This window comes from Tardiphaga alba (genome assembly GCF_018279705.1).
GTDB classification, from domain to species: domain Bacteria; phylum Pseudomonadota; class Alphaproteobacteria; order Rhizobiales; family Xanthobacteraceae; genus Tardiphaga; species Tardiphaga alba.
Window position 1 is genome coordinate 3348728 of sequence record NZ_CP036498.1, and the last position, 12522, is coordinate 3361249.

General features: G+C 61.6%; 8 protein-coding genes. 5 read left to right on the forward strand and 3 right to left on the reverse strand.

Annotated features, from left to right (window positions below; genetic code table 11):
- The first annotated feature begins 28 nt into the window (after positions 1-28).
- Entirely contained in the window at positions 29-1858 is a 1830-nt protein-coding gene (locus RPMA_RS15775) for a monovalent cation:proton antiporter-2 (CPA2) family protein (protein ID WP_211908524.1), read from the forward strand.
- Between the two features lie 645 nt (positions 1859-2503).
- Here RPMA_RS15775 and gyrA read toward each other — a convergent pair.
- On the reverse strand, positions 2504-5272 hold the full coding sequence (gene gyrA, locus RPMA_RS15780) for a DNA gyrase subunit A (RefSeq protein WP_211908526.1): 2769 nt from the start codon (positions 5270-5272) through the stop codon (positions 2504-2506).
- 168 nt (positions 5273-5440) lie between these two features.
- Complete coding sequence (locus RPMA_RS15785; protein ID WP_211908528.1) at positions 5441-5845, reverse strand: DUF2306 domain-containing protein; 405 nt, start codon at positions 5843-5845, stop codon at positions 5441-5443.
- Between the two features lie 322 nt (positions 5846-6167).
- Between RPMA_RS15785 and RPMA_RS15790 the strand changes: the two genes are divergently transcribed.
- Positions 6168-6458: a DUF1127 domain-containing protein gene (locus tag RPMA_RS15790; protein WP_211908530.1), complete on the forward strand. Its 291-nt coding sequence runs from the start codon at positions 6168-6170 to the stop codon at positions 6456-6458.
- 116 nt (positions 6459-6574) lie between these two features.
- Here RPMA_RS15790 and RPMA_RS15795 read toward each other — a convergent pair whose 3' ends face one another.
- The gene (locus RPMA_RS15795; protein WP_211908532.1) at positions 6575-7075 is read right to left on the reverse strand and encodes a single-stranded DNA-binding protein; all 501 of its coding nucleotides are present in this window, start codon (positions 7073-7075) and stop codon (positions 6575-6577) included.
- Positions 7076-7520: 445 nt separating this feature from the next.
- Here RPMA_RS15795 and RPMA_RS15800 point away from each other — a divergent pair, with 445 nt between their 5' ends.
- The 3 genes from RPMA_RS15800 to uvrA all read left to right on the forward strand — a co-directional run bounded on the left by RPMA_RS15800 (position 7521) and on the right by uvrA (position 12521).
- Complete coding sequence (locus RPMA_RS15800; RefSeq protein ID WP_211908534.1) at positions 7521-8258, forward strand: outer membrane protein; 738 nt, start codon at positions 7521-7523, stop codon at positions 8256-8258.
- 216 nt (positions 8259-8474) lie between these two features.
- Positions 8475-9242, forward strand: a complete 768-nt coding sequence (locus RPMA_RS15805) for an outer membrane protein (RefSeq protein WP_211908536.1) — start codon at positions 8475-8477, stop codon at positions 9240-9242.
- 294 nt (positions 9243-9536) lie between these two features.
- Complete coding sequence (gene uvrA / locus RPMA_RS15810) at positions 9537-12521, forward strand: excinuclease ABC subunit UvrA (protein ID WP_211908545.1); 2985 nt, start codon at positions 9537-9539, stop codon at positions 12519-12521.
- Position 12522 lies beyond the last annotated feature (1 nt).

The window sequence follows — 12522 nt, forward strand, 5'->3', positions numbered from 1 at the left end:
TGTCCGGTGCATCAACGAAAGAGGTTTCATGGCGGACGCTTCCGGTTTCAACTTGGGACACGCAATCGTCCTGCTGGGTGCGGCCACCGTCGCGGTACCATTGTTCAAGCGTCTGGGGCTCGGCTCGGTCCTGGGCTACCTCACCGCCGGCCTTGCCGTGGGACCATTCGGCCTTGGCCTGTTCAACGATCCCGAGACCCTGCTCCACACCGCCGAACTCGGCGTGGTCATGTTCCTGTTCATCATCGGGCTGGAAATGCGCCCGTCGAAACTGTGGAAGCTGCGGCGGCAAATTTTTGGCCTCGGCGCCGCGCAGGTCGTCACCTGCGGCTTTCTGCTCACGCTGGTGGGCATGGCTGCCGGCCTCTCTTTCCCCGTGGCCATGATCGGCGCCATGGGCTTTGTGCTGTCCTCCACCGCCGTCATCATGCAGCTGCTGGAGGAGCAGGACGAGACCTCCTCGCCCGAAGGCCAGCGCGCGATCGCGATCCTGCTGCTGGAGGATCTCGCCATCGTCCCGTTGCTGGCGCTGGTCGCCGTCTGGGGCGCTGCCGGCGCGCCTGCTGCCGCCAATGCGAAGCCGATGTGGCAGAGCGCCATGATCGCGCTGGCCGGCCTCGCAGCCCTGCTGGCCGCCGGCCGCTGGCTGCTCGATCCGTTCTTTCGCATCATCGCGCGCGCGGGCGCCCGCGAAGTGCTGACCGCCGCAGCACTGCTCGTCGTGCTCGGCTCCGCCGTGTTCATGCAGAGCGTCGGGCTATCGATGGCGATGGGCGCCTTCCTCGCCGGCGTCCTCCTATCGGAATCCAACTTCCGGCATCAGCTGGAAGCCGACATCGAGCCGTTCCGCGGCATTCTGCTCGGCCTGTTCTTCCTCAGCGTCGGCATGTCGCTGAATCTCACCATCGTCATCAGCGAATGGATCATCGTGCTGGGCGGTGTCGTCGCCTTCATGATCGTCAAGGCGATCGGCATCTATGTCATCGCACGCCTCGCGAAATCCGATCACGCTGCCGCCACCCATCGCGCAGCCCTGTTCGCGCAAGGCGGCGAATTCGCCTTCGTGCTCTATGCAGCCGCCGGCACCGCCGGCATCTTCGATACCCGCGTCTCCGCCGTCATGAGCGCCATCGTCATTCTCTCAATGGCGCTGACGCCCATCGTGCTGCTGATCCATGCGCAGATGCGCCAGAGCACGCCGGTCTCCATGGACGGCATCGACAAGGCCGAAGGCCTGAGCGGCAAGGTGCTGTTCATCGGCTTCGGCCGCTTCGCCCAGGTGGCGAGCCAGGCGCTGCTGGCGCGCAACATCGAACTGTCGCTGATCGAGACCGATGTGGACATGATCCGCGCCGCCGGCAATTTCGGCTTCAAGATACATTATGGCGACGGCACCCGCCTCGACGTGCTGCACGCCTCGGGCGCGGCCACCGCCGAGGCGATCCTGGTCTGTATCGACAAGCCGGAGGCCGCCGATCACATCGTCGAACTCTGCAAGTCGGAATTCCCGCTGGCCAAACTCTATGTCCGCTCCTACGACCGCGGCCATTCGCTGCGCCTCATCCATGCCGGCGTCGATTTCCAGATCCGCGAAACCTTTGAATCAGCGCTGCTGTTCAGCGAAGCCGTGTTGACCGGCCTCGGCCTCGACGAAGACGAAGCCCGCGAAGCCATCGCCGACGTCCGCGAACGCGACGCCCAGCGTGTCGAGCTGGAAGTGATCGGCGGGCTTGAGGCCGGGCGAAAACTGCTGCGCGGCAATGCCGAGACGCCGGAGCCGAGCCCGTTCTTCAAGACGAAGGCGGTGAAGGCGGAGGATGCGGGCGCAGGCGCGGCGGGAGCGGCTGCAAAACCGTAGTGAAGATAAAGCACTGTGCGATCGATGCATCGAATTACCCGTCCATCGCAATAGGAGTGCCCATGTGAGGGCTTTGAAGATTGCAATCCAGGTCGTTTGGACAGTGGTCATTGTAGGCGGGGCGACAAGCATTGGAGTCCTCTATGGCTGGCAGCAGTCCGGTCCGTTCGGCGCAATTGCGCTCGGTTTGGTCGGGTTCGCTGCTGGGGCCATTGCCGCTGCCAGCCCGGCTTTGGTGTTCCAGTTTTTGCGTTGAGGCTTTAATCCACTCTAACGCATCAACAGTGACGACACCGCAGATGAGAGCGTTGATTTGAAATCCTCACGATTGAAGTGGGTCGCAATTGTACTCACCGCACTGCTCGTGCTGGCAGCTTGGAGAATTTATTCGTTCGCTATCTATGACGACTGCCTTGACCGCATAGACTACGATAGGACACGCAAGCACCTCTGCGATTCCGCTCCAACGAAGAACTATCCTCGGACGCCCTAGAGATCATCAGACAGCGAACATGACTTGAGTTTTGCTGTCGTGGTTACTTGGTTCAGCACCTTTTTGCTCGTCTTGTCACCGCAAGCATAAAAAAGCCCGCGGCATGACCGCGGGCTTTTTAACTCACGTCTCAGAGACTAACACGAAGAGCCTCAGCCCTCCGCCACCGGCACATCCCCACCAGCCTCAGGCTCATCGCCCTCGCCGGCTTCGCCGATATGCTCCACCGAGACCACATGCTCGTCATCGGCTGTGTTGAACACGATGACGCCCTGGGTCGAGCGGCCGGCGACGCGGATGCCTTCCACCGGGCAGCGGATCAGCTGGCCCTTGTCGGTGACCAGCATGATCTGGTCCGAGTCTTCCACCGGGAATGAGGCGATCAGCTTGCCGTTGCGGTTGTTCACCGACATGGCGACGATGCCCTTACCGCCGCGGCCGGTGGTGCGATACTCATAGGACGAGGTACGCTTGCCATAGCCGTTGATGGAGATGGTCAGCACCACCTGCTCGGCGGCGGACAGTTCGACATAGCGTTCCTGAGTCAGCTGGATCGCGCCGGACGTCTCGCCCGAAGCCTCTTCCGCCTCGGCCTCGAGCACGGACTCGTCGGTCACCGCCGCCTCGCCTGCCACTGCGCGGCGCATCTTCAGATAGGCCGTGCGCTCGTCGGACGTCGTTTCCACATGGCGCAGGATCGATAGCGAGATCAGCTTGTCGCCTTCGGCGAGGGCAATGCCGCGCACGCCCATGGAGCTGCGGCCCTGGAACACGCGCACATCGGTCACCGGGAAGCGGATGCACTGGCCGCCGGCGGCGGTCAGCAGCACGTCGTCATGCTCGGTGGCGATCTGCACATCGACGATGGCCTCGCCCTCGTCCAGCTTCATGGCGATAATGCCGGAGCGGCGCACGTCGGAGAAATCCGAAAGCTTGTTGCGCCGGACATTGCCGCCGGTGGTCGCGAACATCACGTCCAGCGTATCCCAGGTGCTCTCGTCCTCGGGCAGCGGCATGATGGTGGTGATGCGCTCGCCTTGCTCCAGCGGCAGGATGTTGATCATCGCCTTGCCGCGGCCGTTCGGCGGCGCGATTGGCAGGCGCCAGACCTTTTCCTTGTAGACCTGGCCGTGCGACGAGAAGAACAGCACCGGCGTATGCGTGGAGGCCACGAACAGGCGGCTGACAAAATCTTCATCACGCGTCGCCATGCCGGAGCGGCCCTTGCCGCCGCGGCGCTGCGCCCGATAGGTCGAGAGCGGCACGCGCTTCACATAGCCATGATGCGACACCGTCACCACCATGTCCTCGCGCTGGATCAGGTCCTCGTCCTCGACCTCGCCTTCCTGCTCCATGATCACGGTGCGGCGCGGCGTGGCGAATTCGGACTTCACGGCGCCGAGCTCGTCCTTGACGATGCCCTGCACGCGCGCACGCGAACGCAGGATGTCGAGATAGTCGGCTATCTCGATGGCGAGCTTGTCGAGTTCGTCGGAAATTTCCTCACGGCCGAGAGCCGTGAGGCGGGCCAAACGCAGATCGAGAATGGCCTTGGCCTGTTCGAAGGACAGGCGCGCGGTGCCGTCTTCCTCGAGACGATGACGCGGGTCGTCGATCAGCGTGATCATCGCCGCAACGTCCTGTGCCGGCCAGCGGCGCTCCATCAGGATATCGCGCGCAGTGGTCGGATCCGGCGAGGTGCGGATCACGCGAATGATTTCATCGATATTGGCGACGGCGATCGCGAGACCGACGAGGATATGCGCGCGGTCGCGTGCCTTGTTGAGCAGGAATTTGGTGCGGCGGGTGACGACCTGCTCGCGGAAGGCGACGAAGATCGTCAGCAGGTCCTTCAAATTCATCAGCAGCGGACGACCGGCATCCAGCGCCACCATATTGGCACCGAAATTGGTCTGCAGCGGCGTGAACTTGTAGAGCTGGTTGAGCACGATCTCAGGCACGACATCGCGCTTCAGCTCGACGACCACGCGATAGCCGTCACGATCGGATTCGTCGCGCAGGTCGGAAATGCCTTCGATCTTCTTGTCGCGCACGAGTTCAGCGATGCGCTCGACCATGGTGGCCTTGTTCACCTGATACGGAATTTCCGAGATGATGATCGCTTCGCGATCCTTGCGCGTCGGCTCGATCGCCACCTTGCCGCGCATCACGATGGAGCCGCGGCCGGTGTTATAGGCCGAGCGGATGCCGGCGCGCCCGAGGATGATGCCACCGGTCGGGAAATCCGGCCCCGGAATGATCTTGTTGAGATCGTCGATGGTCAGCGAGGGATCGTCGATCAGCGCGATACAGGCGTCGATGGTTTCGCCGAGATTGTGTGGCGGGATATTGGTCGCCATGCCCACGGCGATGCCGCCGCCGCCATTGACCAAGAGGTTCGGGAATTTTGCCGGAAGAACTTTTGGCTCTTTCTCCGACGAGTCGTAGTTGTCCTGATAGTCGACGGTGTCCTTGTCGATATCGTCGAGCAGCGTCTGCGCGATCTTGGTGAGGCGCGATTCCGTATAACGCATCGCCGCCGGTTGATCGCCGTCGACTGAGCCGAAATTGCCCTGACCATCGATCAGCGGCACGCGCATGGAAAAGTCCTGCGCCATGCGAACCATGGCGTCATAGACCGACTGGTCGCCATGCGGATGATACTTACCGATCACGTCACCGACGGTGCGCGCCGACTTGCGGAACGGCTTATTCCATTCGAAGCCGTTCTCGTACATCGCGTAGAGAATGCGCCGATGCACCGGCTTGAGGCCGTCGCGTGCGTCGGGCAGCGCACGCGCCACGATCACGCTCATGGCGTAATCGAGATACGAGCGCTTCATCTCGTCGAGGATGGATACGGGACGGATATCCGAGGGAACCGGCGGCTCCCCGGGCTTCTGGTCTTCGTTGTCGGACAAGGTCGTTTCCGGTCAGATTCGGGTGCGACTCATATAGCGCAACATGCACGCACAGGCCACCCCGAGGCGGTTTGCGGCGGGCGATTTTCCACCTTGTTTTTCAATTGGTTACAACGCTCACCCCAAGAACGCCAAATCGCGCGGACGGGGCAAAAATCCTGCGGCGATTCAGCGACCGAACACCACCATATGCATCACCCGCCCCGGCACCAGCGTGAACACGCCGGCGACGACCAGCGCCCCAACAAAGATCGACACCATGGTGATCGCATGCGCCCTGACGCGATGTCGGCGCGCCCTGAGAACGCCAATGACGAGCATCACGGGCGCAAAGATTGACAGAAGATGGATCGGACCAAAGTCGCGCCACAGCCGAAAACCGTGGCTGTGAATCCAGAACGAACTGATCGCCGTAACGGCAAGCAGCAGCACCCACGCCCAGCCGATCACGCGATGCGACAGCGTTCCCTTCGGCGCGATGAGCTGGACAATGCCGAGCACAAAGCCAGCCATGGCCGCAGAGGCATGGAGGGGAATGGGCGCAGCGGAGTCGAGCAAAGGTGACAGGTTCATGTGCAGCCCCGCTCGGGTCGGCTCCGCCCCGTGACCGATCAGTCGCTTTCAGCCCAATAACTTCAGACTATTTGGCATCGCCGCGCCGACGCAATCTAAGAATAGCATCTTGTATTGATGCAACCAAAAAGATATTCGTATCAGATGTCCAATGCTCTGTGCATCGTCAACCGCAAACCAATGACCCGCTACTCTGGCTGGGCCATGGACGGAGTCGTGCGCTAGGACATCTGACGACACGATTTTTTCCAAGAAGCCCCGCCGGCACCGGACGGGGCTTTTTGTTGGCCTCTCCTGCCGCGCGCAACAGCAGGAGCATCCGATGCCGACACACCATCACCACTTCGTATCCGAGGCCAAGCGCGGCACGGCACGCCCTGCCGCTTACACCTCGGCAGCGACGCGGTTCATCTATGCACTGATTAGTTACTGGCGAGCATTCCAGGAGCAGCGCCAGCGCGAAAACGTCCGCATGGCGCTGCGCGACCTCAGCGACAGGGAGCTGACCGATATCGGAGTGACGCCCGCCGAGATCGAATACATCGCCGCTTACCGCGCTCACGACACGCTGAGGGACAATTCACGTAACCTCGGAATGCACTCAGGAACATGAGCAGTCGAAGGGTGGGCAAATCGGTGTGCCCACTCTTCTTGCCCCGCCGAGAGCCATAACCAATGCGCAAAAGCGCCGTTGCCTACCTGGCAGTTCTGTTGCCTTCCGAGTGCCGATCAAAACGGAATGTCGTCATCCATATCGCTGCGACCGCCGGCCGGCGCAGCCGCTACGCGGCGCTGCGGCGGGCTGGATTGGCCACCGCCAAAGCTGTCGCCCATGTCGTCGCCGCCATAGCCGCCACCGCCGCCCGAGCCACCGCCGCTGCGACCATCGAGCATGGTCAGGGTCGAGTTGAAACCCTGCAGCACGATTTCCGTCGAATACTTCTCGACGCCCTGCGGGTCAGTCCATTTACGAGTCTGGAGCGCGCCTTCGATGTAAACCTTGGCGCCCTTCTTCAGATACTGCTCGGCCACCTTGGCGAGACCTTCGCTGAAGATCACCACACGATGCCACTCGGTCTTTTCCTTGCGCTCACCGGTGCCCTTGTCGCGCCAGGTGTCCGACGTCGCGACCGTGAGATTGACCACCGGGTTGCCATTCTGCATGCGGCGAACCTCGGGATCCTTGCCGAGATTGCCGACCAAAATCACCTTGTTGACGCTACCCGCCATATCACGCTCCTACGCTCTCATCTGAATTGCTGATCGGATGCTGCCATCAAAGCCCGACACCAAGTGTACCGGGCCGCGCGCAACCGTGCTGAAATTGACCCTATACGGTCCGCGCTGACCGGACGTCCCCGCACCGCAGGTTATCCACGGTCACGTAACCTAGCACGTTCCCTTTACGTTCTCAACATCAGGCGTATGACGGTATCCCGTAGTGGAGGCCGGCATAACCAACCGGCGAACTCTTCTCCACCTCTCTGCCGGCTGGCATAGCGGCTTGATTTTACTTACGCATTTTTAACCTCGAAAGCTCGGTAGAACGCGATCAAGTGTGACTTTTGAGAGACTGCTTTTTGAGCGAACTCGCGTATATTTTGACCATCGAATTCATTCGGCGTCCGCGCCGAACATTGGCTTCATGATGGAAGCCGGATCTGGGGAGATCACCATGAAGAAGTTCCTGCTGGGCACCGCTGCCCTCCTCGCGATGGGCGCTTCGGCTTCGGCCGCTGACCTCGCCGCTCGTCCCTACACCAAGGCTCCGGCTTACGTCGCTGCCCCGATCTACAACTGGACCGGCTTCTACATCGGCGGTCACGTCGGTGGCGCCTTCAACGGCAACAACGGCTTCGGCGGCACCACCGACAACTCGGATGGTCGCTTCCTCGGCGGTGTGCAGATCGGCGCTGACTACCAGTTCGCTCCGAACTGGGTGATCGGTGTTGAAGGTCAGTACAGCTGGCTCGGCAACAACAACACGAACGTTGCTTTCCAGCCCGCTCCTCCGGCGACCTTCTCGACCTACAACCTGAACCAGAAGGCTATCGCCTCGGTGACCGGCCGTCTCGGCTACACCTGGGGTCCCGCACTGCTCTACGTGAAGGGCGGCTGGGCTTATCAGGACGTCAGCGAAACCCTGGTGGCTGGCGTTGCCGGCGCTCCGATCGCATTCGACGGCGGCACCAAGAAGAACGGCTACACCGTTGGCGCCGGTCTCGAATACCTGTTCACCCAGAACTGGTCGGGCAAGGTTGAATACCAGTACTACGATTTCGGCAGCACCACCCTGCAGCCGGCTGTCACTGGTCTCGGCACCGCCGTTTCGTCCAAGAACGACACCCACACCGTCAAGGCCGGCCTGAACTACCGTTTCAACTGGGGCGGCCCGGTTGTCGCGAAGTACTAAGTTTCGCGCCTGATTTCAGGCTCAGACTTGCGGAACGGCCGGCGGAAACGCCGGCCTTTTTGTTTTGCGAATAGAGCCCCTCGCAACAAGAGTGCCCTGGGGTGTGCGACATGAATATTCGCGCAACTAGTGCGTTTGTTTTTCGTCGTTGCACCAAAGGCACAGCCAAACTCAATGAATCTCGCTAAGGTTGCATTGTCATTTGGGAGCTACGCCATGAAGAACATCCTTCTTGCGACTGTTGCGATCAGCACATTGGGTACCATGACAGCTGCTTCGGCAGCGGATCTGGCCGCAAGGCCCTACACCAAAGCACCACCGATGATCGCCGCAGTCTATGACTGGAGCGGCTTTTACATCGGCGCCAATGGCGGCTGGGGCACGACCCGCAAATGCTGGGACTTGAACAATCTCGTCGGCATACCCGTCGCGCCCGCGCTCGGCGAAGGCTGCCATGACGCGAACGGCGGCACGGTCGGCGGCCAGATCGGCTATCGCTGGCAGTCCAGCGCATGGGTGTTCGGCCTCGAGGCGCAGGGCAACTGGGCCGACTTCAAGGGCTCCAATACAAGCCTGCAACTGCTCTCCACCAACGAGTCGAAGGTGGATGCGTTCGGGCTTTTTACCGGCCAGCTGGGCTATGCTTGGAACAACACGCTGCTCTATGTGAAGGGCGGCGCCGGCGTCACCTCCGACAAATACACCGGCTACACTCTGGCCGGCGCAGCCTTCGACGGCGGCCGCGAAACCCGCTGGGGCGGAACGGTTGGCGTTGGCCTCGAGTATGGCTTTACGCCGAACTGGTCATTTGGCGTCGAATACAACCATATATTTCTTGGCGACCGAGATGTCGGCCTGACCTCCACTGGCCTCCTGTTTGCGGCTGGCACACCGAGCCGTACCGAACGCATCAGCCAGGACGTCGATATCGTTACCGCCCGCATCAACTACCGCTTCGGCGGTCCCGTGGTTGCAAGATACTAGCTTGATCGTTTATTTCGACTCCAGAACAACTCAGCCCGGCTTCGTGCCGGGCTTTTCTCCGTCGCGATGAAAGAGCGTTCGAGCCAAAAGAGCGCAGCGCCCCGTGCCCTTCGTGGGTTGCCGCGGCGGCGCAACCACTCCGCCAACAAACCGTTGAAAGGTTGATGCGGAGCACTGGAAATCCCTTCCCGTTCTTCCTATGTTCCGAGCAAAGCCAATTGGCGTTCGATCCCGGTCTGGCCGGCGGTCTTCGCCCGGATGTGGCGCGCCTCACGCGCCGGGGAATTGCCCGCTATGGACGAGATCATCAAGGCGAAGCGGCAGCAGGCCGCGGCGAACGCACGCAGCATCACCATTCGCGGCGCCCGCGAGCACAATCTCAAAAATGTCGATCTGACCATTCCGCGCGACAAGCTGGTGGTCTTCACGGGACTGTCCGGCTCCGGCAAATCCTCCCTCGCCTTCGATACGATCTATGCTGAAGGCCAGCGCCGCTATGTGGAGTCGCTGTCGGCTTACGCGCGCCAGTTCCTGGAGATGATGCAGAAGCCCGATGTGGACCAGATCGATGGCCTCTCACCCGCGATCTCCATCGAGCAGAAGACCACTTCGAAAAATCCGCGCTCGACCGTCGGCACCGTCACCGAGATCTACGATTATATGCGCCTGCTCTGGGCGCGTGTCGGCATTCCCTATTCGCCAGCCACCGGCCTGCCGATCGAAAGCCAGACCGTGTCCATGATGGTGGACCGCGTATTGGCGATGCCGGAAGGCACGCGGCTCTATCTGCTGGCGCCGGTGGTGCGCGGCCGCAAGGGCGAGTACCGCAAGGAATTCGCCGAATATCTCAAGAAGGGTTTTCAGCGCATCAAGGTGGACGGCACCTTCCACGAACTCGCGGAAGCGCCGACGCTGGACAAGAAGTTTCCGCACGACATCGACGTGGTGGTCGATCGCATCGTGGTGCGCCCCGATATCGGCCAGCGTCTCGCCGAAAGCTTTGAGACCGCGCTGAAACTCGCCGAAGGCCTTGCCGTCATCGAATACGCCGATGCGCCTGCTGCCGCCGCGGAAGAACCCGCGAAAGACAGCAAGAAGAAGGTCGCCAAAATCCATGACAAGACCGGCGCCGAGCGTATCCTGTTCTCGGAAAAATTCGCCTGCCCGGTCTCCGGCTTCACCATTCCGGAAGTCGAACCGCGGCTGTTCTCGTTCAACAATCCCTACGGCGCCTGCCCGAAATGCGGCGGCCTTGGCGTCGAGCAGACCATCGATGCCGATCTCGTCATTCCCGACAGGGAGCTGACACTGCGCAAGGGTGCCATCGCGCCCTGGGCGAAGTCGTCCTCACCGTATTATCTCCAGACGCTCACCGCGCTCGGCAAGCACTACAAGTTCACGCTCGACACCAAGTGGAAGGACCTGCCGAAGAAGACGCAGAACGTCCTGCTGCACGGCTCCGGCGATGACGAGATCAAGTTCTCCTATGAGGATGGCGTCCGCTCCTACGACACCAAGAAGCCGTTTGAAGGCGTGGTCACCAATATCGATCGCCGCTTTCGCGAGACGGAAAGCGAATGGGCGCGCGAGGAGCTCGGCAAGTATTTTTCCGACGTTCCCTGCGACGCCTGCGAGGGCTATCGCCTGAAGCCGGAAGCGCTGTCGGTGAAGATCGGCGGCATGCATATCGGCAGCATCTCGGAAATGTCGGTGCGCAAGGCCGGCGACTGGTTCGAGACCGTACCCAAGCTGTTGAACAAGCAGCAGAACGAAATCGCCGTTCGCATCCTGAAGGAGATCCGCGAGCGCCTCTCCTTCCTGCTCGATGTCGGCCTGAACTATCTCACCCTCGCCCGCTCCTCCGGCACGCTATCCGGCGGCGAGAGCCAGCGCATCCGCCTCGCCTCGCAGATCGGCTCCGGCCTCACCGGCGTACTCTATGTGCTGGACGAGCCCTCCATCGGCCTGCATCAGCGCGACAATGCGCGGCTGCTGGATACGCTGCGGCGGCTGCGCGATCTCGGCAACACCGTGATCGTAGTCGAGCACGACGAGGACGCTGTCATCGCAGCGGACTATGTGGTGGACGTTGGCCCAGGCGCCGGCACCCATGGCGGCAATATCGTCGCCCAGGGCACGCCCGCCGAGGTGATGAAAAATCCGAAGTCGCTGACCGGCAAATATCTCACCGGCGAAATGTCGGTGCCCGTGCCGGAGCGTCGTCCGCCGAACCATCGCCGCACCATCAAGGTGATCAATGCGCGTGGCAACAATCTGAAGAATGTTTCGGCGGAATTGCCGCTCGGCCTGTTCACCGCCATCACCGGCGTCTCCGGCGGCGGCAAGTCCACTCTGCTGATCGACACGCTCTACAAGGCCATTGCGCGCAAACTCAACGGCGCCAGCGAAGGCGCGGCACCTCATGATCGCATCGAGGGTCTCGAACATATCGACAAGATCATCGAGATCGACCAGTCGCCGATCGGCCGCACGCCGCGCTCCAATCCCGCGACCTATACCGGCGCCTTCACGCCGATCCGCGAGTGGTTTGCCGGCCTGCCGGAGAGCAAGGCACGCGGCTATGAGGCTGGTCGCTTCTCCTTCAACGTCAAGGGCGGCCGCTGCGAGGCCTGCCAGGGCGATGGCGTCATCAAGATCGAGATGCACTTCCTGCCCGACGTTTATGTCACTTGCGACACCTGCAAAGGCAAACGCTACAATCGCGAGACGCTGGAAGTCCTGTTCAAGGGCAAGTCCATCGCCGACGTGCTCGACATGACCGTCGAGGAAGCCGCCGAATTCTTCAAGGCGGTGCCGCGCGTGCGCGAAACTTTTAAAACCTTGCATCGCGTCGGGTTGGACTACATTCACGTTGGCCAGCAGGCGACTACGCTTTCAGGCGGCGAAGCGCAGCGCGTGAAGCTGGCGAAGGAATTGAGCAAGCGCGCCACCGGCCGCACGCTCTATATCCTGGACGAGCCAACCACCGGCCTGCATTTCCACGATGTCGCAAAACTGCTGGAAGTGCTTCATGAGTTGGTGGAGCAAGGCAACACGGTGGTGGTGATTGAGCACAATCTCGAAGTCATCAAGACCGCCGACTGGGTCATTGATCTCGGCCCCGAAGGCGGCGACGGCGGCGGCGAAATCGTCGCCTGGGGCCCGCCAGAAGATATCGTCAAGGCGCCGCGCAGCTATACAGGGCAATTCCTGAAGCCGGTGCTGGCGAAAGCTGGGAAGACGAAAAAGCGCAAGGTGACGGGGGAAGCGGCGGAGTAGA

Bases quoted from the DNA above. Each gene is read 5' to 3' on its own strand.
- RPMA_RS15800 (WP_211908534.1), top strand. From the start codon at position 7,521: ATGAAGAAGTTCCTGCTGGGCACCGCTGCCCTCCTCGCGATGGGCGCT.
- uvrA (WP_211908545.1), top strand. From the start codon at position 9,537: ATGGACGAGATCATCAAGGCGAAGCGGCAGCAGGCCGCGGCGAACGCA.
- RPMA_RS15775 (WP_211908524.1), top strand. From the start codon at position 29: ATGGCGGACGCTTCCGGTTTCAACTTGGGACACGCAATCGTCCTGCTG.
- RPMA_RS15790 (WP_211908530.1), top strand. From the start codon at position 6,168: ATGCCGACACACCATCACCACTTCGTATCCGAGGCCAAGCGCGGCACG.
- RPMA_RS15785 (WP_211908528.1), bottom strand. From the start codon at position 5,845: ATGAACCTGTCACCTTTGCTCGACTCCGCTGCGCCCATTCCCCTCCAT.
- RPMA_RS15795 (WP_211908532.1), bottom strand. From the start codon at position 7,075: ATGGCGGGTAGCGTCAACAAGGTGATTTTGGTCGGCAATCTCGGCAAG.
- RPMA_RS15805 (WP_211908536.1), top strand. From the start codon at position 8,475: ATGAAGAACATCCTTCTTGCGACTGTTGCGATCAGCACATTGGGTACC.